Below are 23,508 nucleotides of genomic sequence, written 5' to 3'. Positions count from 1 at the left end.
AGAGCGCTCAGCCAGATGGGCTAAGCGCTCTAAAACTTCTATAAAACGTTGATGTACATGCCATATCAGGAAACCGTAGGATTCCATTGAAAGGTAGCTGCGGACTTGGAGGGAAGGGTAGATTTGAAAACCTTATTTCCCTGCCGAACCTTAAATGTCTTTGTGTTCTCTCCCGTATTGGCGGCAATCAGGACAAGCGTACCGTCGGGGTTGCGGTAGGCGACCGTTTCGATACTTCCACTATAATGTGTAGAATCAATACGTACCGCACCTGGACGGACAAATTTGCTGGCGTGCCCAATCGCATAGTACTCCACATTTTTCGTAACTGCACCGCTTAACGGGTCGATGGTCACTACACCTCTACAGTTGGCGCAACCCCCATTGGTCGGACCCCCGGACGGGTCAAGTGCGATATTCCAAAAGAGGACATTTTGCGACCAGTTTCGGGGTGCACCAATGATCAGCTTGGACATGTCCCAGCTCAAATCATCTCCAAAGCCCGGACTCCACGCTCCTCCACTACATTCTGTCATATATACAGGCTTATCAGGGAAAGCATTATGCACATCTGTCATCGCTGTGGGCTCTCCTTTGTAGCAATGAAAGGCCGTTCCGTGCGTATAGTTTCGAGCCTGTTCATCTCCTAACACAGTCTTGGCATATTCGCTCCCTGTATCCCAGTTATGGTCAAAGGCAATAATGTGAGTAGATAAATGGTTTCGATTTAGGGTCGGGCCCAGGTATTGTTTAATAAAATTCGCCTGTTCTGCTGCTCCCATGCTCATACTGGGATACTTGGACGTCGTGAATTCTGGCTCATTTTGAATGGAAATCGCCTGAATCGGAATTCCCTCGTTCGCATAAGCCTGTAGATAACGAACAAAATAGTCAGCATACGCCTGGTAGACGCGCGGATTGGTATAGTCCAAATACCAGCCGTTATAAATCTGCTCCCCATATTTCATCCAGGGCGGAGCTGTCCATGGGGTTCCCATAATCTTTAAATCCTGGTTTCTTCTCAAGATTTGCTTCAGCACATCGATCACATCCCGATCCTTGGCGATGGAGAAATGATTCAGCTCATAGTCCTTACCTGTTGCCACATCGTCATAGGTATAGCTGCCAGGCTCCCCCTGTCCATCTACGGAATAATCTGAGGCTCCAATGGTATGGCGAATATAACTCAGTTGAATGCCACTGGCTGTAAACAAATCATTTAGCAGCTGATCACGCTGATTGGCAGACATGCCATAATTCATCAGGTATGCGGACGAACCGGACACCGCTGCTCCAAACCCTTCCATCGTCTGGTAACGAATATCTGGCTTAATCTCAATCGTCAGTGTATCCGCATTCGCTGCATTTTCTTTACTGTGATCCCTATCCCAACGGATCGGGGTTTGTTGGGTTAGGCGATTCGCCGGATCGGGTGTTGTTAGCCACATGTTGACGTTATTTTCTGCTTTCGGCCCCGGAACATTCCGTATAGCCATACTGGCCAGGACCGCACAGATCAAAATGGCTACTGCAGCTATAAGCAGCCAGATGTCAGTACGTCGTTGCTTTTGGAGTTTCTTCATCTATATCCTCCTCTCCCCATCATTATCCTGTCCCCATCCTCCCTACTATTTCAGCTTTCACTTGGGTTTCCCTTTGCATACCTGTTGGACGTTTACATACCGATAGCAAAAAGAGAGCCGGTGCTTGTGCCCGCGCTCTCTTGAATATAACCATTTTAAAACAAATGTAACGGGATTACTTTTTTGCCTTTTCTGTAGAGGTTGCCGGAATCGTAACACTTCCTGTCAGTCGTAAATCCTGAGAGGAACTGCCCACATAAATGGGCACTTCACCCGCTGGCATAACCCATGCTTTGGACTTTTCATCCCAATATGAGAAAGCTTTCGGGTCGAGCTCAATGCGAACCTTCTTCTCTTGACCCGGCTTTAACTCTACCTTGGACCAGCCTGCCAGTTGACGGGATGGAGTCTCTACGTTTGTCGGAAGCTTACCGTTGTACACCTGTACAACCTCAGCTCCGGCTGTTTTACCCGTGTTCTTCAATTTTAGCGAAACTTCGACGGAACTCGTACGATCGGATTTTTTTCCACTCGCATGCTGTTTTGTTTTCAGATCGCTATATCCGAATGTCGTATAGGATAAACCGTGTCCAAAGGAGAACGCCGGTTGAATACCCGATTTCTCATACCCACGATAGCCTACAAAAATACCATCTGAATAGTCACCTATACCGTTCACACCCGGAAACTTCTCTGGTGAGGACACGGGTGTAGACTGCTCGTTAACCGGGAAGGTTACCGGCAACTTACCCGAAGGATTCACATCCCCGAATAAGACGCGTGCTATAGCATTCCCTTGCTCTTGTCCAGCAAACCATGCTTGTACGATGGAAGGGACTTTGTCCTGCCAGGTATCCATTTGCACGGCTCTGCCGCTCATTTGTACGACAATAGTTTTCGGATTTGCAGCCGCAACCGCACGGATCAGCCGATCCTGATTGTTCGGCAGTTCCATATCGGAACGCTCAACATATCCTTCGCTCTCATACGTACGCGTAACAACAATCGCAACATCCGATTTTTTCGCCAATTTCACAGCGTTGTCAATCAACTTATCTGACGTATCTGCCGGAGGTTCCCAGCCCAGACGAACCATACCACCGGAATCACGACCATTTGTCGGATAATCAGCGCGGTATTCAATACGTATCTTGTGCTTTTCACCCGCTTTAAGGGAGATGTTCTTCTTCGTAGTGCCCAGCTTTTCACCTTGATTGTCCACGAAAAGCTTATCGTCGAGATACAGCTTGCTTGATCCCAAACTGGTTAATGACAATGCATAGTCACCATCCTTGGGAGCTGCAATTGCCCCTGTCCAGCGTGCAGATATCAAGCCGTTCAGTGTCGTTGGTGTATTTGGAACTTTAGGAGACTTCGCATTGAAGCCCTGATAATTATAAAATCCAAGGTTCATATTGACTTGGTCATCATTGCGTACAAGAATCGGATTTCCTTCCATCTTGTTATTCTTCCAGTATTCGCCTCGAAGCCCCTGTTCGCCATCTCCATAAGTCGCATATCCAACACTGATATCCTCTTTCTGATCAGATGTAGTCAACAGTGAAGACGGAACAGCCGATGGGCCAGGCATAATGTCTCCTGCAGAGATCGGGTCTGTACCCGGTGCATATTGGACGGTAACACCTTTGCCGACACGATTGCGGATGCCCTCTAACGGACTCACGGTATACGTCGGGTTCACCAACGAACTGCCTCCGCCTGCCACAGTGCCGTTATCTGCATCGGGGCCAATCACAGCAATGGACTTGAGTTTATCTTTAGACAACGGTAATGCATTATTTTTATTTTGAAGCAGTACCATACTTTCCTCAGCCAATTGACGGGCTGTCTTGCCATGGTCACGGGCATCAATTTGATTATTTTGAGCCGGGTGATCGAATAAACCTTTGCTGAACATTTGCATCAAAATGCGCCCAGCCTTATCATCAATCGTTTTTTCACTTACCTTACCATTTTTGACAGCCGCCAGCAGCTGATCTCCCCATTTACCATAAGGGGTCCCCGGTGTTTCCAGGTCCAATCCGCTATTTGCCGATTCGACTGTACTCAGGTTCGCACCGTAATCACTCATCACAAAGCCCTTGAATTGCAATTCCTTCTTCAAGAGGTCCGTCAAAAGAGTTTTGTTCTCACAAGCAGACTCGCCGTTGACCTTGTTAAAGGAGCACATTGCCCCTCCCAAATCTGCCTCGGCGATGACTTCTTGGAACGGGCGTATGTAAATCTCATGCAACGCACGGTCACTGACTTTGACATTCGTCGTGAAGCGCTCTGTTTCCTGATTATTCATAAGATAATGTTTCGCAGTCGCCAAAACAGGGTGGCTTTGTATACCTTTGACATAAGCGGTCGCCATTTGCGATTGCAGTAGCGGGTCCTCACCCATAGATTCAAAGTTTCGCGATCCCCATGGAATACGGGCAATATCCATCCCCGGTCCAAGCGCAACATTATGAGTTGTATTAAAAGCCTCGTCTCCAATCAAATCACCATACTGTTTGGCAGCTTGGGTATCCCACGTTGCAGCCAACGCAATTGGAGCAGGCAACGCAGTAGATTGCTTGTCCTGCACATCTGGATTAGCGATGCGCACACCCGCTGGTCCATCTGCCATCGTCAGCGCCGGAATGCCCAACCGCTCCATCGAATTATTATAGAATCCATAGTAATTGTTGACCTTGCCAGTCACCAAATCTATTTTTTCTTCCAGCGTCATTTCCTGCAGCAGCAACGCTGTCCGTTTCTCAGCCGACAGGGCCGTGTTCATCCAAGGCCGATCTGTCTGGCTTCCTGCCGCTCCTGCAATATTCATAGGTCCGATCACAACAGCCGCGATAACTGTCATCATCACCATACGGAACAACCATGTTGATTTCACTTTCACGTTTGTAATTCCTCCTTGATGTTAGATCATGAGGTGAATGCCTATTCAACTCTCACAGGCTTGCAAAGGCTCTCGATCCTGCGAGCTCCGACAAGAATCCAGAGCCACGGGATAAGCAAGCAAGTCAGCAAAAGCCGCAATGGCTCAAGTGACACGTTTACCACCCTACCGTACATTTTCGAAAATTTCATTGAAAGTTTTTGGAAGTACAACACTAGGACCTTCATTCTTTTTCATGAAAAGAGAGCGTTAACAATTCAGTTAACCGATAATAAAATTACACTTTTGTAACTATTTAATGACGGTTTTTTAACTAATTTTAATCCATAAAAATGATTCATATGTCCCACTCTTGACTTACTCATATGGCGTTACCTAGCGTGCGACCAAAGTCGCTATTTGGGAATTGGAAATACTTATGTATAAGGATTTTGCAAAATCCTGGTATAAAAAACAACGCTCATAAACAAAAAAATTCCAGAGAACCTGAAAGGTCCCTGGAATTAATGTGATTATTCAAACGGATACCGAAGCCCCCATTGTGAACGAATCTGATCCATCAGTTTCATAATTCCTAACGATTCATCTAAAGAAATAGTAGAACTTTCGAGCAAACCTTCGTTCAAGCAACGCCCGACTTCTTCTGCTTCAAAGGCATAGCCTGTAGAGGATCGGTCATCCTGAAAGTTTTGTGCCTCTTCACCGTCCACAACTAAAGTAGCAGATGTGCTGTTCAGGAATGACGGAATGTGGATATAGCCCTTTGTTCCATGGATGTATGCCTCATTCGTCAATCCGAGACGGACTGCCCCGTTAAGCATAGCCGTGCGTCCTTTTCCATAATCCAGCAAGATCGAAAATGTCTCGTCAACGCCTGTCTCCCCGATATGAGCAGTGCTCCATACATGCTCAGGTTCAGGGCCGAAGACCATTGAAGCAAAAGAAACCGGATAAATTCCTGCATCTAATAGAGCACCTCCGCCCAGCTCAGGGTTCAAAAGCCGCCCCTCCGGGTTCCAATCTATTCGAAAACCAAATTCCGCCTTAACCAGCTTTACCTCGCCAATGTGTCCCGCATGTATCCACTCCCACACTTGGCGAATCGGAGGCAAAAAACGTGTCCACATTGCTTCCATCAGGAATAGCTTACGCTCACGTGCAAAGCCGATCATTTCCTCCAATTCTTTGCTATTGACGGTGAAGGGTTTCTCACACAAGACTGCTTTGCCCGCCCGAAGAGCCGTCAGAACATTTTCTTTATGAAAAGGATGAGGAGTCCCTACGTAAATAGCATCTACCTCGGGATCTTGTGCTAATTCCTCATAGCTCCCGTAAGTCCTTGATATTTGATGCTTAGCTGCAAATTCGGTAGCGCTTTCAATAGTGCGTGATCCAACAGCATACCCTTCTCCATTCGAAACATGCGCCAAATCCGCCACAAATTGATCTGAGATCCAGCCTGTGCCGACAATTCCCCATTTGATCTTTTTGCTCATACTTGTGTCCCTCCCAGCAATTTGGTTAACGTTACTTGCAACATACCCTTTTATTCTAGCAAACGCCTGTCCTAAACAAAAGAAACATTTGCTAGACGACGGTTTCTTTTGTGACCCAGCAGCATCTTCATTTATACCCATTATTGAATGACGTATCTGTAAAACTTTTTATCCACTTTCATGACTGGAAAACCAATCGGCAATTCTCCTGGAGCTATACTAACAAAGCCGTTCTTCTCATAGAAACGATGAGCTGCTACGAATTGTGGTGTTGTTCCAAGATAGATTTCTTCAATAGACCTTACCCTGGCCCATCCTATGGCATGATGCAATAATTGATTCGAAACATTGAATGTTTTACCTCTATAGTTTTGTTTTACAAACATTTTTCTGAGTGCTGTCTTACGGTTCCCAATATCTAACAAAGCTATAGTCCCTACTACGGTTTCTTCACTAAGAGCTACCCAGAAGTTGCCGTTACCACGCTGATAAAAGTTTTCAATATCAAGCAAATCTGGCTGATCTTCTTTGGTTATGGCGATATTATATTCATCTTTTTGAATATGTAAAATTAAATCGACAACTTGTGATTGATACTCGGTTGAGTACTCTTTTAGAAAGATACTATTAATCATCGTTGTGTTCTCCTATTATCGTCAATTGTTATACTGTTAGATTCTCATCAAACCACAGAGCCTAAAATATTACCCATATCTCCTTATTCGCGCTCGATACACGCTCAATATTAAATAATTCAACCTCCGCAACTAGACTAAGTTTCCACCTACACAGTAGAGGATTTGAAACCATTGTCTAGGTGCGAACGTTGAGTTAATTATGAATCTCTATATATCAGAATTCTATTCTACGCTTGAAGCTGTGTAAGAATTTGCGGGTCCTTGATCTTCTGATCCTCGGCCAACAACACAATTTTGGATAGAATCTCCGCTGTTCTTGGGTCTTCGTCCAGAAACGGCAGGAAGATACGTCCACGATGCTGCGAATGCACCGGAATAATATGCAGTGCTCCCTTCGCTTGCTTATAGACACCCCCGCTTCCCAGATGCACAGCATATTCGCCAAGAGTCCCATCTACACGTGCATAATTCCCATCCAAGCGTACATTGCTAATTTTCAGCAGGCGAAGTGATTCCTGCACAATCACCCTACGCATTTCAATGGTCGTCAGACTGGCCTCTGGATCAACGCCGCCTACATGGGCAACACTGACGACCAGATCCACGTCCCGCATAACTTCGGAGAACAGAACAGGAGGAACTTCGTCCAACGGTACGCTCTTATACGTTGTCCTATCAAAGAACTGTACTGTCTCCAGCGTAGGAGCCTCGGTATCCGCTGGTGAGAACCAGTCTGCCATGGCATACAGGTTCGCAATCAGATTCTCGGCATAGTACACCTTCTGGAGTCCGTCCTCATAGCTGACTGTCCATTGGCGACCTTTCAATAGGGATACCGTTTTATTCGGCTGTACCTGGTGTCCTGAATATCGACGGGAAACTGTCGCATTTGCACGTTCATCAGCATTCAGCAAGTACAGCTCACGGAACACCTGCTTAAATGGCTGGCGTATCTGGCGGTCGAATAAGTCCTTCTGGAAGTCGCTCCAACGACCACTTTCGAACAAATGAAGGGGATGAGCAATAATCAGCTTGTCCTCTTCTCCTATAGTATGCTGTTCAGCAAAAGGAGCCGTCAATACCAACGTTTCCTCATTAAAATATCCGAGGTGATCATCGGCCTTGAAAACCAGTGTTCGCACCAACGGAGCAAGCACAGGATTACCCAGCAGTCCTCTCAATTCCTTCACCATAAAGGTCGTACCAGACTCCATAGAGCGTTCCAATTCTTTGCGAGCTCTGCGGTACTGATCCACTAGATCTCCTTTAAGCTCCTTCAGCGACGTAACATACTCATCCTTCTTGAAACGAGCCGGAATGGATTTCAGCGTCTTGCCTTTGCTGACAATTTCAATATCTGCCGCTCCTTCAGCATCAATGACGAGCTGCACCGTTGTAGCCTCGTCCAAAGCATGTGGCTCAAAATAAGACCGGAGATCATCCAGCTTACGAGCTTCCATGTCCCATACGAGACGGGTTACATCATCATAACCTGCGTTACGTGCCAAATTCCCGAGTGCAATCCGTGAAACCAGTGCCTCACTGGCCTTACGCTGTGCCCCAAATTTTTTGCTTTGTTCCAGAAACCTCTGGATAAAATCATAACGTTCGCGTACATCTGGTTCAGGCGGCTGAGCAAGTGGAATCAGACTGTAGGTCAGCAAATGGTCTTTGTTTCGCTTGTCCTCCACTGATTTTTCCATTTCACTCCGTTTGAGTTTACCCAGCGTCGCATCCGCAAACAACTGGGATCGACGATGATTGGCTCCAGCTGAAATATACTTGGCACAATCGTACAGCAGATCAAATCGTTCCTCGCCCAACGTCTCATAGGCCTCATGAAACCAGTGAATATCGAAGGCACCATCATTAAAATCTTGCGGAGCAATCGGCGAATAATGGGCTACAATCGTTTCCTTCTCGGCCGAAAAACCTTCATTGATATGTGCATGGAAATACCATGCCGCACTGCGAAGCCCTTCCCAACCGAGATAGTCTGCTACAATCTCAATCCACTGTGGAGCATACATAGCAGCCTCCAGCAGACGTTTATCCGTAATTTTAGTGTTTTTCAGCTTTTCCTTGAGCAATGTGGCATCCTCGCCATCACTCGGATAACATGCTTTGAGCAAGTGGCTGAACGATTCTTTTTTGGTAATACGATCACCGTAGCCGTACACATAACCACGCACAAACGTTTCCTTGTCGAGACCCTCCAGAATACGGATGAAATAATCCATACCTTCAAATTGGCTCAATCCCATAACCTTTGGCGTAGCCTCGGTAGGCAAATCTCCTCGAACCAATTCAACCTCTAACAGTCGATCAATAACCGTGCGACGTATTTCCAAAAATTCATGTTTGCTAGAAATCCATGTATTGCGGGCATTGGTTAAGGAACTCATATGTCTTCTGCTTTCACTACCGGCCAGCAGTTCCCGATAGACTTCCCCTACACCGATCAACCCTTTTTCATATGCTTTGAAATAATCCTCCAGATCCAGCGGAGAATAAAAACGATTTTCCGCTCCTGGCAGTTCTGCGTAGTTCACAAAGGTATGGAAAAAGCGCTTAAAGGACTCACCATCATGAACCTGCCCCTTCTCCAGTGCCACCCACGGGCCGGACAATAGATGGAGCATTCCCATATCCTCAGCAGGTCTGTCCTTAGGCACGCCCTGCATTAGTGAATTTAAAGCAAGGTCAATTACGTCAAATGTTTGGTCACCGGATGTGTCCATAAAATAAGCATTAACTAATGTACTTACCTGATCGGAATAGGTCAGCTCTGCCATCCACTTCTGAACCTCGTTAATCCGATCCAAAGGATACATTTGCTCAGCGAAGTCTTTACGCCATCCTTCCAGCAGCTTGTGCTTGCTTTGTTCTGAATAGTTCATGTTAAAAGAAAAGTATCGATAGTAGCGATCCAACGTTCGGTCCATAGGCTCCAATCGGTCATAAAAAACAAGCTCCAGCAGTTCACGCGCTTCCATGCCGCTTTCCTGCAAATAACGGTCCCACTCCTCATATAGAGGATATAAAGACAGTCTGGAATCTACTTCTTCATCGACCTGAACCAGCCGTAGAGGACGAAGGTTCGTCCCAATAAGCAATGTATCTTTGTAGCCCGAATAATACTCCGCAGTATATTCCACATCACGATGATGATGAACAAGCTCATCCAGTCCGCTCAAGAACTGCTTGAGCTTCTCCAATGGACTAACAAAAAAATCGGACAATCGAAAATCACCCAGATCAACTTTCTCTTCCAACCAAGCTTCCTTGACATTCGGATCGTACAGGCCAAAACCGTTAGCCCCTGTATAAGCATCCTCCTGTCCCAGCTTGGACAGCAGTTGCTCCTCTTTGGCTGTGGGTTGCTGAATGATATCCGCCAAAGCCCGCAGGCTTTCATACTGTTCGGCACGATCCGGGTCTGCATATATCTTCGTCAATACTTCCAGTCCACCCAATCGTTGCAGCTCCGCCTTAGCACGAAGCAAGCGTTCCAATGAGCCAGCCAGCGGCCCTTCCGATTGTGAGAGCAACACACCAATGACACTTTGTCGCAACGATCCCGTCTTGAGCTTTAATAAGGTTTCCATTTGTTGCATTTCTGGTTCCGACAGCGTCAGCTTACGCGCCTTGGCCACAGCGAACTCACGGATACTCATACTTTTGTCAGACAAACTGGAAAAAATAAAATCACGCTGTACCGTATCCTCAGGGTTTTGCACAAAATGGTTCAACAGTTCGCCACGCAGATTAGGGCTAATCTGTTCCTTTAAGGCTATGATTTCCCCAATCCAGGAAGCGTCCATATCATAACCAGCGAGATACAGCATTTTTTGAATAGGTGCATCTGAGCGGTGATACAGATTTACAAAATCCAGCACCTTGGAGGGCTCGGTGGACTCACCCTTTTTCATATGTACAAACAGGTTATGAAGTCGTTCAAAATCTTTACGCCGCTCCTCTCTGCTCTCCAGCAAAGGAGTGCGCACCACTTTAACAATCCGATCCGCGACCGTCCCGCCTTCTATCCATTCATAAAAATAATTGCTTGTATAGTTCGTCAATATCCAATATTGAAGCTCCGGGTCCGTTTCATCCAGATATTCTCTCGCGATTCCGAGGCGCACATCCTTGTTGTCACTGTTAGACAGTACATAAAGCGCTACGATCTTCTGGTAGGGTGCTCCCTGCTCCATGAGTTTCTGAACCTGTCCATACAGATCACGTTCCTCATGTACTGCAGTAGCCCACAAACTCATATATACTTCATTAGCATTTGAGCTGGTCAGCCATTCTTGGCGCAGTTCACTACGAGTCAATGCTTCATATGCCTGCTCGATCAGTTGACGAACGACCCGCTGGTTGGCGGACTCCAGCCCCATGCCCGTCCATACTGCAAGCGCCCGCACTACCGAGCTGTAACGAATGAAGCCTTGGTCGATGATCACCTTTAACAGATATATTAGAGCCTCCGGGGTTCCTTCATCCATTTGTTCCACGATACTTTGGCGTAATCCCTCCTGGAGCTTGGCGGCTGCCAAGAGCTCGCCGATCATGCGATAATTCTCCTCCTGATGACTCAGGAGCATGCCTTTAATCATATTGCGCGTAAGTAACGCAGCCTGATTATCTCCATAAATAATAGCTTTTAACGCCTCAAGCACCTGTAAATTATCGTTATCCAGCTCATAAGCAATCCAGTCACCAATCGTTTCCTGAATCCGGTAATCCCTGCCTGGTTCATAATCCTTTTTTGTTAAATAATCCATTACAGAGAACCCGATACAGTCCATTCGAATCAACTGCACCATTCTTTTATAAATCCGGGAAGTATGGGCCGTAATATCCGAAGTGCGAAACGGTTTTCGCGCATACCCTGTGCTGTATGGATATTCAGTCACATGCTCTGTTAGATGGGCGAATACATCGCCCGCTGTTTGTCCAATTAGAGCATGTAATACCTCTGTCAGTGGCTTAAACAGCGGTTCTCCGCTTTCTGTCGCCCGTTCTTTTAATATTCGCTGACATTCGTTAAATGGCTCCTCGTTCTCCTGTATGTAATGAAGCTTCCCCAGTTCCACAACATACTGGGCTAACTCCTGTTGTTGTCCATCCAGTTGCGCCGCGCGCTCCTTCAGTGTGGTGAAATATTCTTGCTCATTGTTCTCTTGATGCATATTTCGTTTCCCCCTCTACCATAGGCCTCCAGCCAGCATTGTGAAGCGTATAAATACAATCTCATTCCCATCCTTAAGTGACAAAGGAGCATCCAGTTCAATAATTTCCTCGTCACATACAAAAACTCTGTATAAACCATCTTCAAAAGCCTGCATCGCCGTGTTCACAGCATCCTTAATATCCGGGACACCCTCATTATATATGGAACCGAATCCTACTTTGCCTATCTCGCCTTGTGCCTGAACTTCCTCTCCCGTGAGGAACGGAATCAGCGCGACACTCTCCTGCTTTTCCCGTAGCTTTTGAACATTCAGAGCAACGGTTGCAGTAATCAAATCTCGCAATGTTTCTGGAGCAGGACTCAGTTCTAATTCCTGTCGTGCGAGTGCGGGCTTGCGCTTTCCCAGACTTTTTACAGTTACAAACAGCTTCATGTCGTTCCCCTTCCTTTTTATTCACGCTTTTGGCCCGTTGTCAGCTGAATTTTTTGACCCATATAAAAACACCGTTAACGAAATCGAAAACGAATGTTTGTTCGTATATTTATTTTAATATGTTCCTTATCATTACTCCATCGCCCTTTATGACCAAAATTCGCAGCGGTGTAACACCCTAAAATCTTAAAAAATAAGACTTTATACCCTGTTTTCGATCATTCCTTTCCATATTAAGGATGAAAAAAAGACCTGCACAAGGGAGACCATCTGTTCTTCACAGACTTCCTTCCATTATACAGGTCGTATTTCATCATAAAACGATGTTTCAACATACTTATTTCTGGATTTTGCAAAATTCGATTCCAGTCGCTCCAACGTGCAAGATATAGACGAACTAAACCATTTCGATCTATATCTTATTCATTGGAAGTCGCTTATTGGATTTTTGCAAAATCCTCATTTATTTAAAATGCTGGAACAACGCTGTCCTTGTAATTATCCTCAAAAAATTTACGTACTTCCGGTCCAGTCATTCGCTTTGCCAGCTTTTGAATAGCATCGGAATCTGCATTATCCTTACGCGCTACCAGATTAATGGCAAAGTGCGTATCGTCTTTTTCGGTAATCAGCGCGTCCTTCTTCGGTGTCAGACCGAGCGGCTTGGCATATGCGGGATACATGGCAGCCATGTCCACATCATCCAGTGACCGCGCCAGCATCAACAAATCCACTTCTTTAAACACGAATTTTTTCTTATTCTCAATAATATCAGCCTGTGTAGCATTATAGCCTACGCCTTCTTTAAGCTTGATCAAACCGTTTTGCTCCATCATTACTAAAGAGCGTCCGGTATTGGCCGGGTCATTGGCAATAGCAATGGTCGCACCTTCGGGCAGGTCTTTAATGTTCTTGTATTTTTTGGAGTACGCGCCATAAATGGCATTGTAAATTGGTTTTACCGCTACCAAATCGGACTTGTTGCTTTCATTATATTGTTGCATAAAAGGAGCATGCTGAAAGAAGTTAGCATCCACTTCATGGCTTGCCAATGCGTTATTCGGTTGGATATTGTCTGAAAGCACGACGATTTCCAGATTGACTCCGTCCTGTTTAAGCAGCGGCTTCACGATATCCAGCACATCTGTCATCGGTGGGATTAGCGTTGCTACTTTCAAGGTCACTTCTTTTTGGGAAGTTGCTTCTTTAGACTGTGTTTCTGGAGCAGCCTGCTTTTGACCACCGCATCCGGCAACCAGTAGCATAACGACAGCAAATAGTGTGAGTAGTTTCAAGTTCGTTTTCATGTTGTTTTTCCGACTCATTTGATGAGGAACCTCCAAGTAAATTGTGATTGGGAAGATAAAAATGAGTTACAGTACAGCCGCAGCCGCTTCGCGTGCAGATTGTTCTTCCGATCGCTGTTGAAATGGGATTCTCTCTGATTTATAACACAATTTATAGGTTAGAATCCCATTTCAAAGGCGAACGCTGACGCTTCTCCAGAACAATTCTGTCCGCTCCGCTTTTGAGGTACTGTAAAGTCATTTTTATTTCCCATAGTGGGTGGTGCAAGTGTAGCGAAAAGTTACATTTTTGCCCTATCGCTTGTCGATCCGGCGGGATATGGTGCTTCCGGTGAACTGGATCGTTTGTACGAAAATAATCATGACGACGATGGTGAACGCCATCAAGCCTGTTTCAAAACGCTGGTAACCGTAGCGGATGGCAAAATCGCCTACCCCGCCGCCGCCCACAATGCCCATCACCGTGGAGTAGGAGATGAAGCTAATGGTGGACGTGGTCAAACCCAGTACAAGCCCGGAACGAGCTTCCACGTACAGAAATTTAAAAATAAGCTGGAGGGTGGATGCCCCCATAGAAGTAGCGGCTTCAATTACACCCTTGGGCACCTCAAGCAATGATTGCTCCACCAGCCTCGAATAATAGGCGATGGCCACCACTGACAAGGGAACCGTTGCAGCCATCGTGCCCAGCGCCGTCCCTACGACCAGACGTGTAAATGGAATCATAAACACGACGAGCAGCAAAAACGGGAACGAGCGGATGACATTGACCACACTGTTCAATAAGGTGAACAGCAGTCGATTTTCATATTTTTGCCCTTTGCCGCACAAATACAAAATCGTTCCTGCCGGAAGCCCTAACAGTACAGCTGCTGCGATAGAAATCCCCACCATGATAAACGTCTCCCCGATGGCTTTCCATATCTCTGACTGGTATTGCACAATGATGCTCAGCATTTCATTCATCAGCTTCACCTGCTTCCGCTGTTGAACCTACCGCAGCGTCAACTACACGTTGCGTTGAAAGCAGCTGCCCATCCCGCATTTCTGATACACGGGTACAAATATTGCGTACCACGTCCATATCGTGCGTTACGATTACAATGGTAACTCCCAGTTCCCGGTTGATCTCCCGTAACACGCCCAGAATATCCGCGGTCGTCTGCGGATCAAGCGCCGAGGTCGGCTCATCACACAGCAGCACCGCAGGTCGATTCGCCAGCGCTCTGGCTATCGCCACACGTTGCTTTTGGCCTCCGCTCAGTTGTGCCGGATACTGTTCTGCTTTATCAGCTAAACCGACGAATTGCAGGCATTCGCGCACACGTTCCGCTCTCTCTTTTTTCGCGACACCTGCCAGCTCCAACGACATTGCCACATTTCCACTGACCTTCCGATTGTGAACAAGATGATAATGCTGAAAAATCATCCCTATCGATCGCCGCGCTTCACGGAGACGTTTTTCCGGCATGCGAGTCAGATCTTCCCCGTTTACAACCACGTTTCCCTCATCCGGCCTTTCCAATACATTCATCAACCGGAGCAACGTAGACTTACCGGCACCGCTGGCACCTATGATACCGTGAATTTCCCCCTCCTCCACTTGAAGGGACACGGATTGAACCGCATGAAATTGGCCGCTTGAGGTGGTATAATGCTTGCTTACCTGATGCAGCGTAATCATGAAACCTGGCCTCCTGATGATCCATTTCTCAGGGAAAATGTAATAAGCCCGCCAGCCCAGGCGGGTCTGTACGAGCCGTCAATTCCCATTGCATTAATATACCACAGAGCAGAAAACGGGCAAAGCCTTTTGACAACAATTAACGTACATCCCACACCCCCACGTAAGGAAAGCAGATACCGAGTCCCCAAGCCAGCGTAAGCATGATGACAAAATAGAATATGAACACAATATCTACAGCCGAATAGCCAATCGCATAATAATACGTGCGTTTGGTTTCATTGGTAAAACCCTTGGCTTCCATGGCAATAGCAATTCGCTGTGCACGCCGGATACTTTGAGCGAGCAGCGGAATTGCATACCTGCGAAGCGTGGCATACATATTCCATTTGGACACATGCTGATGTAAACCTCGAATACGATGGGCTTGTCTCAATGCCTGGAATTCCTCCACCATCATGGGCATCAACCGCATGGCTGCCAAAAAGCTATACGCATACTTCGGAGAGAGCCTCCATTGCTGCATCAGTGAATAAAAAAGGTTCACTGGACGAGTCGTTAAACCAAACAGCAACCCTACCGCCGCCATACTCAGCGCACGAAAGCCCAGATGTATACCCCGATAAAAGCTTTCCTGCGTAATATGGATCAGGCCCCATGTCCACCAGGTCGTCACCCCTTTGCCGAACATCATCATGCCCGTTGAGGTTGAAATAAACACCAATATAAAGGGAGATCCATACAGCAGCAGCCGCTTCCATGGATGGCCTGACCAGACAAGCAGCAGCAGCATAGCACACGCAACATTAAACATGACATTCGGATCATGGATGACTATAACGACCACAAACAGTATGGAAAACATAACAAGCTTTAGGCCCGGATTCACGCGATGCAGCCATGTTTTATGATGGGGAAAGGATAGGTTCATACTGGAGTTCCCCTTTCTGAATCCGCCATATATTGGTACAATATCGACGGACAATTTCCGGGTCATGCGTGACCATCACAATGGCCGTGCCTGCCGCTCTCAGCTGCTCCAACATATCCAGCATGACAAAGGTATTACGCGCATCCTGCCCAAAAGTCGGTTCATCCAGCAGCAGCACTTCCGGCTCACGGATCATAGCCGTAGCAATACTCAACCGCCTTTTTTGGCCCAATGAAAGCTGATACGGATGACGCTCGTCCAGCCGCTCCAGTCCGAACTGTACGAGCATCCGATCGACCCGTTCCCGGCACTGTTCAACGGTGAACAAGCTCTTGGGTAACGAATACTCTAGTTCCTTTCGTACGGTGTGTGCTACGAATTGCAGCTCGGGATTTTGAAACGCGAACCCGATACGCTCTGCCAGTTGTTCCGTACTGCCTGCCTCAATTCCGCGCACGCTATAACGTCCCTGTGTGCGAAGTAAGCACATCATGGAGAGCAGCAGTGAGCTTTTGCCAGCCCCGTTTTCACCGACCACGCCAATCCAGTCGCCAGGCTTCACCTGCGCATGCTCCACATAAATCACTGAACTTAAACCGCGGAGGCCACTAAAATGTTCCAGCTCCAGCAAATCAATCCCTGTACCATTCCCCGTACCATTCTGCTGTGTCACTGATTCACTCCAACGCGGCGAAGACGATTCACTCCATACTCCCGGGTACCACACGCCATACTCGGACAATGCCTGCCGCTGCCCATGAAATACTTCTTCCGCCCTTCCATCCGCAATGATCTCCCCTTGAGCAGAAAGCACCACAATCCGGTCCACATCATGGACAATTTCATTAATTTTATGCTCCACGATCACCAGTGTCTGGTCTACCGAAATGTTTCGAATGGTATCCCACACCTGTGTAGTGCCTTCCTCGTCCAACAAAGCCGTGGGCTCATCCAGAAAAAGCACTTCTGGCTCCATAGCCAGCACAGACGCAATCGCCAGCCGCTGTTTCATTCCCTGTGACATGCTGCCAATGGGCATGTGTATATCATCCGTTGATAGACCAACCTGTATCAGCAGCTCGCGAATACGGGATCGCATCTGCTCACGAGGAACCTGATTATTTTCCAACACAAAAGCCAGTTCCTCGTCTGCATATGACATACAAAACTGCGTATCAGGATCTTGAAATACAATACCTGAGACACTTGGGATTACAGCAGCATCGCATTTCATAGGCACTTCTATCGTGCGTGGAATCAGACCGCTTAACACTTGGAGCAGCGTTGATTTACCGCATCCACTCGGTCCCAGCAGCAGCAGCTTTTCCCCCTTGCGGACAGACAAAGACATATTGTGAAAAAGCAGCTCCTGCTCACCGGGAAATTTCAACCGAAGACGGGTGATCGAAGCCACCACATCTTCGGTTGCCTGGCTCATCAATCCAGCCCCTTATAATCTTGTTCCGTTGCGGGTCTCAAACTTCGCGTGACTCCGGTTACCTCCAATGCCCTGGCCAGATAGAACGCGAATACCCCGGCAATCACAATGCTGCCAATCATGCGAAAACCAATATACAAAACATAGTTCCAGGTCGAAAGCTGATCAATATACCCGTAGCTGAAGTCTAGAATTAGAGAAGCGACAGCCGCCCCAGCCGCAGCTAGCGAAGCAACCCACAGGTTTGCGTTCCGATACAGAAAAGCTGCAAAAAACAGCTCCGCTCCCAAGCCTTGCAGCAGGCCATAGTACAAGGTGGACATCCCCCATTCGCTTCCCAAAAAAGCACTGACCGTTGCCGCTGCCACCTCTGCCAAAATTGCAACACCCGGCTTGCGAATGATGAGATAAGCAAACGTGCCTGCCATAAACCACATGCCATACATCAGTTGCTCGGCGTGTAGACCGAATGGTTTCATCAAATCATAGGCAGGTCCCCATATTTTGTAGACTAACCCGAACACAACAGCGATCACAATCGTGACCAAAATATCAGTCAGCTTCAACCCTTTGGACGCTCTTACAGCAGTATTCATTATTGCGTGCTCCCCTTATCCTTATAATTGGCCTCTTGGCCATAAAAAAAAGCTTGTCTGGAGCTGAATCTCCAGGCAAGCTTTATGCGCAGTAAAAGGTGAAGCACCATACAAAACATCATTCGTCGATATGCCTTATATAACCAGTAGTCTAAGCTACTACACTGATACCAAGCCAAAGTCAGGGTCAAGGTAAAATGCTAGGACATACATTGTATCTATCGACAACCGCGAAACAAGCGGCATTCCTGTATAGTGTTCTTGGTTTCTCTACGCTGGCATTACCCAGATCAGATTTCACGGTCAGTGGCAAGGGCCACCCTCTCAGCCTGACTTTCTCAAGCTCCCGACAATGCTTTTTTAATTCACTATAATATATACCACATCTATGGCTTTGACAATCCTATAATCCGAAGAAACGTTTGGCTGTCTCCGTCGTGGCGATTTCGATCTCCATCATGCTTCGGCCTGTACATTCGGCTATCGTAGCAGCAATGTGAGCGAGATACATCGACTCATTACGCCCTTCTTTGGGCTTCACGGGCAAATTACGCGGGGTCAAAAATGGAGCATCCGTTTCAATCATCAGACGGTCCAAGGGAATATCTCTGACCAGTTCACGCAGATGTTTGCCACGCCGTTCGTCGCAAATCCAGCCGGTGATCCCGATATACAGTCCCATCTCTACATACGTATGCAATTCTTGTTCCGTGCCTGTAAAACAATGCACCACTGCTTTATCGACAAGCCCTTGATACTCCCGCAGCATAGCGGCAAAATCCTCATGTGCATCTCGTTCATGCAGAAATAACGGCATATTCAGCTCACCCGCCAGTTGGATTTGCTCGCCAAACCATCGGCGCTGCACATCACGCGGCGAAAAATCACGGTTATAGTCCAATCCGCATTCCCCTATGGATACGACCTGCGGCTGACTCGCCAGCTGACGGAGCTGCTGAACCGTCTCTGCGCTGCAGTCTTTGGCATCATGGGGATGCACGCCAGCTGTCGCATACAGCTTGCCCGGATAACGTGCTGCATACTGAGAAGCCTCCCGACTGCTGCGGACACTGGTCCCGGTAATAATCAGGGGTGAAATCCCTACAGCTGCGGCTCTCTCTACCACCTGTTCCCGATCCGCATGAAACGAACGGTGCATCAAGTTCACGCCAATATCAATTAACGGTGTACCCCTTTCCATCTCAATCCCTCCTTCGCAAACTACAATCTCGGATCAATCGGCTCCGATTCCAGAGATAGCGCGGCAAGGACGCATTCATGAATACGATCTACCGTATCCTTGCGGACAAAACGTTCCACGCCTTCCATACCAAGCGCTCCTTCCATCAGGGCATGACGCTCCTTTTTGTTCGTTCGACGCTGCTTCAGACGCTTTAAATTCTCAGAGGCAAGATAATCCATACCGTAAATGATGTGCAAATACTTCCGGCCTCTCACCTTGATTGCAGGCTGAATCATCTTGTCCCGATTTTTCATCAAAAAGCGTTCCGGCTTGATCACAATCCCTTCATGACCATCCTCTGTCATCTCGTTCCACCAGCGAATGACCTCTTCCTCGCTTGCTTCGTCCGTGATCACGCGGTACTCTGTCTCCATAAACAGGGAAGACAGCCCAGCCAGCTCCCGGTTTTGCTCCATATGCCAAATATGAGAATGGTCGAAAAAAGTCTTTCCGCTGTGTGCCAGTGTATGGAACGGTGCAATACGAATTTCATCCAGACCGTCCACATCCCAGCAATATTTTTGAAAAGCATCTTGAAACGTTACGGCATTCGCGTACTTCTGTTCCATTTCCTCCAACCAGTCTCCAACCTCTCGACCTGCAACCTTCGCCTGCTTCAGCTTGTCTACCAGCTTACTGCGATCCAACAGAGCTGCCTCCCCCACATGCGCATACTGTGCAGCAATCAGTTCCCGAGCCTTGAGATTCCACGGTACAATTTCCGCATCCAGCAATACAAAATCCGTCTGGTTCCGTTCAAAATATCCAGCAGTCCGTAAATCCACATTAAGCTTCTCCATCACTTGCTTCCCAAGGCTTTGTTCAAAGAAAGCTCTCCCACTCCGACTATAGATCGTGCCCAATGTCGGGTAGCCTACATATTGAACAGCGGCCTGTTCGTTTTTGAATAATAGCAAAATAGCCCGGCTACCCATATGTTTTTTCTCGGCCACCATCGTTTGTACTCCTTGCCCGCGATAATAAGCCAGCGCCTCACGTGGATGCTCCAGATATCCTTCCTCTGCAGACACCGCTGGAGCAGGGCTCATCGTCGGTGGAATATACACCAGCTCCTCCATGGGTACAGTCACATGTGACACGGTATCTATAGCGGATTTGATCCATTCTCCTTGTACGCGCACTTCGCCATACGATTCCGTCAGCACACTGTAACCAGCGATTAGCTTGCGTAAGTTCGGCGGGGAAAACCGTTTTCTCTGCCACCGGACAAGTGGGCTATCGGGATCATTCGCATAATTCTCATGTGCCGAAACGCTGACAAATTCCTTTTCTGGATAACGATAAGCGGTCAGCATACCGCCAAATACCACACCCTGATCAATATTCACCGTCTGGTTCACAAGGGTAGGCTGCGGTCTCGGATCATGTCCCCATACTACTATTTCTCCCGATTCATGGTCTACGAACCAATCCTTGCGAATCGGTTTTCCGTTCGCATCCTGCCCCTCCGTATCTCCATAGCGGCAATAATCAGAAATACGTGCCGACTGTTTGCCAATAAAATGATCCTTAATCCCGGCATGAGCCACGACCACGTGTCGAAATCCATTTCTGCCAAAAATAAGATGAGAGGGTGCATGTAGCAGAAAATCTCTCAACTCGCTTCTAAGCTGTTCCGCCGCTGCCTTGCCCGCTTTTTGTTCATATTGGGCCAGTTCCTCTGCAAATCGTTCATCCCCATGACTGAGAGTCACCTTTCTTCCATCGAGATAACGGCCGATTTTCCAGCCATGATTACTGTCAATCATATACGCTAGTCCGGCATCCACGTGCTTTTTCCAGAACTGCACCGCTTGTAACGATTCTGGGCCACGGCTCATCACATCCCCGACAGATACCAGTCTTCTGCCATCTGGATGATGGTATAGTCCTTCCGTATCTTCCGTATATCCTAGCTGCTCTATCACTTCCAGCATCTCACGGTAGCACCCATGGATATCACCAATGATGTCAATACCTGAGCCAATCTCATGAAACAGTGGCTGCACACGGCGAACAAAGTTCATTTCTTCTACATCCTTAATAACATAGCAAGCGTTAAAGCCTTCCTCACGGATACCACGCAGATTCCGCTTTAACAGCTGTGCCTGCTGCTTGACCCGTTGGCGGCCACGCGGATGCTCCCTGCCTAAATCACGTTCCAGCAGCACAGATTCGGGTACATCCAGTACCCAGGCCATAACAGGAACGTGCGCCTTGGCTGCCAGCTGTACATATTTCTGGCGATCCTCAGCGTACAAATGGGTGGCATCCACAACCGTTAGCTTATTCAAGCGACAACGCATAGCCAGAATCGTATCCATCGCCTCAAACGCCTTGGCTGACATTTGCTGATACTCATAGAACAGTACGTCCGATTCCAGCCTTGGAAGTCCACTCCAGTCTATAAATTCCGTATCTCCGACCAGCTTGCGAAAATGATCCGAGGATACCACTTCTGTCTCCAGTAGAATCCCTTCGCTCACCAGCCTGTCCAATAATGTGGTTTTGCCACTGTTGGAGGCCCCCACCAACACAACCAGTCCAGCATGCGGTAAATGAATCGTACGTTTGGATGAATTGCTCATGCTTCCTTCTGCTCCTTTCTGCGCGTAAATATAGCCATTTGGGTCGGTTGTCCAAAGCCTTCGACCTCTTCTCCGATCCCCTTCAGCGCTACCGAATAAGGAGCTTCCGCAATCCACTGCTCACATCGTTCCTGAAACTCGCTTCTACTCCATTCAAAACGGTGATCGCCATGCCGTAGCTCTTGCTGATTTATACGATACACTTCATTATATTCACGATTGGGAGTCGTCACGATCAGCACGCCCGGCTGATACTCCGTCACAATCGTCTTCATCACCCGGTTCAGACGATGCTCGTCCACATGCTCAATGACCTCACATAGGATCATCACATCTTTGCCCCGCAATTGTTCATCATAATAAAAGAGTGAGCCCATCATGGGTGTAGGAATGATCGCGTCGGTATGCCTTTCCAGCTTGGCAAAACGCTCCATGGCTCTCACCTGTGCATACGCAGACGGCTCCACCGCCCAAATTTCTTCAATGCCCGTCATTCGGGCCATCCGAGCCGAAAGCTTCCCTTCTCCTGAACCAAAATCTACGATTTTCTGTCTTCGAGGCAGCTTGCGAATCACGTCCATAATAGCTTGATACCGCAGCTCATTCAGCCGTACAGTAGGCTGTTGCTTCCCTTCCTCCTGTGGCTGTTCTTGCTGTTGAACCTGTTCGTGCTTATCCTTTTGAGCTTGGACAATATGTTTTTGAGTATGTTTTTCAATATGTTTTTGAGTACCTGTTTCAGCAGAATCAGATTGCTCAAATTGCTCAATCAGATTGGTAAAACGAAGCGTGCGTCGAATGATGAGCTCGCGTAGCGGATGCTCTGGCAGCCAGCCTTCACCGTAACGTCTCAGCTTGTCGAACTCTTCTTCACTAATATAGTAATGCTTATAATTATCCAGCACCGGAATCAACAGCAATAACTGACGCAGCGCATACTGCACCGTCTGGTGGCCACTTAACGTGACATATCTGACGGTGCTTCGATTTTTCAGCTGAAAAGAATAATCTGCTTCCCCTCGTTCTATGGCCACTTGATAGCCCAGCGGAGCGAATAGCCCCTCCACCACTGAATCCGGCAAATCCGAAGCAACGGGGCCAAACGATAACTCCAGCGCAAAAGGGTGCGTCACCCATCCTGCATAATCTTCTTTGGGTTTACCGTTCAGGGCTGTGCCAAGCGAGCCACGAATATAGGTGCAAAATAAGCTGCTGGTTACAAACTCCCGATCATTTATATATTGTGTAATATCATAGCTGTCTGGACTGTTTTTGACCAAATCAATCGAATCTGGCGAAGCCTGAATGACGATCTCAGCCTCTTCCTCGGTAAAAACAGTGTACACCATGCGTACACGTGCGCCTTTTTCTGTGCGATCATACGTATTGTAAGGATTCTTAGCAAGCAAATGCGAAATCATCCCTGCATGGGTTCCGGTTGCTTTTAGCGTGATGTGCATACTCCACTT

Annotated in this window: 15 protein-coding genes and 1 riboswitch; all 15 genes read right to left on the bottom strand. The window is 47.5% G+C overall.

Annotation, left to right across the window (positions count from 1 at the left end; genetic code table 11):
- Positions 1 to 65: 65 nt before the first annotated feature.
- Complete coding sequence (locus tag MKY24_RS04850; RefSeq protein ID WP_339201499.1) at positions 66 to 1,583, bottom strand: glycoside hydrolase family 30 beta sandwich domain-containing protein; 1,518 nt, start codon at positions 1,581 to 1,583, stop codon at positions 66 to 68.
- A 175-nt stretch (positions 1,584 to 1,758) separates the two neighbouring features.
- Positions 1,759 to 4,488: a glycoside hydrolase family 3 C-terminal domain-containing protein gene (locus MKY24_RS04845; protein WP_339201498.1), complete on the bottom strand. Its 2,730-nt coding sequence runs from the start codon at positions 4,486 to 4,488 to the stop codon at positions 1,759 to 1,761.
- Between the two features lie 512 nt (positions 4,489 to 5,000).
- Positions 5,001 to 5,984, bottom strand: a complete 984-nt coding sequence (locus MKY24_RS04840; protein ID WP_339201497.1) for a Gfo/Idh/MocA family oxidoreductase — start codon at positions 5,982 to 5,984, stop codon at positions 5,001 to 5,003.
- Between the two features lie 140 nt (positions 5,985 to 6,124).
- On the bottom strand, positions 6,125 to 6,619 hold the full coding sequence (locus tag MKY24_RS04835; protein WP_103744805.1) for a GNAT family N-acetyltransferase: 495 nt from the start codon (positions 6,617 to 6,619) through the stop codon (positions 6,125 to 6,127).
- 230 nt (positions 6,620 to 6,849) lie between these two features.
- Positions 6,850 to 11,817, bottom strand: a complete 4,968-nt coding sequence (locus tag MKY24_RS04830) for a DUF4132 domain-containing protein (RefSeq protein WP_339201495.1) — start codon at positions 11,815 to 11,817, stop codon at positions 6,850 to 6,852.
- 15 nt (positions 11,818 to 11,832) lie between these two features.
- Positions 11,833 to 12,252, bottom strand: a complete 420-nt coding sequence (locus MKY24_RS04825) for a hypothetical protein (protein WP_023987163.1) — start codon at positions 12,250 to 12,252, stop codon at positions 11,833 to 11,835.
- A gap of 467 nt (positions 12,253 to 12,719) precedes the next feature.
- Positions 12,720 to 13,577: a MetQ/NlpA family ABC transporter substrate-binding protein gene (locus MKY24_RS04820; RefSeq protein ID WP_028542052.1), complete on the bottom strand. Its 858-nt coding sequence runs from the start codon at positions 13,575 to 13,577 to the stop codon at positions 12,720 to 12,722.
- Between the two features lie 276 nt (positions 13,578 to 13,853).
- Positions 13,854 to 14,525, bottom strand: coding sequence for a methionine ABC transporter permease (locus MKY24_RS04815; RefSeq protein ID WP_028542051.1), 672 nt, complete (start codon positions 14,523 to 14,525; stop codon positions 13,854 to 13,856).
- Complete coding sequence (locus MKY24_RS04810; protein ID WP_339201494.1) at positions 14,518 to 15,243, bottom strand: ATP-binding cassette domain-containing protein; 726 nt, start codon at positions 15,241 to 15,243, stop codon at positions 14,518 to 14,520. Before MKY24_RS04810 ends, MKY24_RS04815 begins: the two co-directional genes overlap by 8 nt.
- A gap of 139 nt (positions 15,244 to 15,382) precedes the next feature.
- Positions 15,383 to 16,174, bottom strand: a complete 792-nt coding sequence (locus MKY24_RS04805; protein ID WP_023987159.1) for an energy-coupling factor transporter transmembrane component T — start codon at positions 16,172 to 16,174, stop codon at positions 15,383 to 15,385.
- Positions 16,149 to 17,612, bottom strand: coding sequence for an ABC transporter ATP-binding protein (locus MKY24_RS04800; RefSeq protein WP_339201493.1), 1,464 nt, complete (start codon positions 17,610 to 17,612; stop codon positions 16,149 to 16,151). Before MKY24_RS04800 ends, MKY24_RS04805 begins: the two co-directional genes overlap by 26 nt.
- Entirely contained in the window at positions 17,612 to 18,208 is a 597-nt protein-coding gene (locus MKY24_RS04795; protein ID WP_023987157.1) for an ECF transporter S component, read from the bottom strand. Before MKY24_RS04795 ends, MKY24_RS04800 begins: the two co-directional genes overlap by 1 nt.
- A 248-nt stretch (positions 18,209 to 18,456) precedes the next feature.
- A riboswitch (TPP riboswitch) is annotated at positions 18,457 to 18,568 on the bottom strand.
- 43 nt (positions 18,569 to 18,611) lie between these two features.
- Entirely contained in the window at positions 18,612 to 19,409 is a 798-nt protein-coding gene (locus tag MKY24_RS04790; RefSeq protein ID WP_028542048.1) for a TatD family hydrolase, read from the bottom strand.
- A gap of 20 nt (positions 19,410 to 19,429) precedes the next feature.
- The gene (locus MKY24_RS04785; protein ID WP_339201492.1) at positions 19,430 to 22,039 is read right to left on the bottom strand and encodes a polynucleotide kinase-phosphatase; all 2,610 of its coding nucleotides are present in this window, start codon (positions 22,037 to 22,039) and stop codon (positions 19,430 to 19,432) included.
- Positions 22,036 to 23,499: a 3' terminal RNA ribose 2'-O-methyltransferase Hen1 gene (locus MKY24_RS04780; RefSeq protein WP_339201491.1), complete on the bottom strand. Its 1,464-nt coding sequence runs from the start codon at positions 23,497 to 23,499 to the stop codon at positions 22,036 to 22,038. The genes MKY24_RS04785 and MKY24_RS04780 overlap by 4 nt, the downstream gene beginning before the upstream one ends.
- Positions 23,500 to 23,508 lie beyond the last annotated feature (9 nt).

It is taken from the genome of Paenibacillus sp. FSL P2-0322 (genome assembly GCF_037975315.1).
Classification (GTDB): Bacteria; Bacillota; Bacilli; order Paenibacillales; family Paenibacillaceae; genus Paenibacillus; species Paenibacillus polymyxa_B.
The sequence above is the reverse complement of the archived record's forward strand: the minus strand, read 5'-3'. Positions and strand labels throughout refer to the sequence as shown.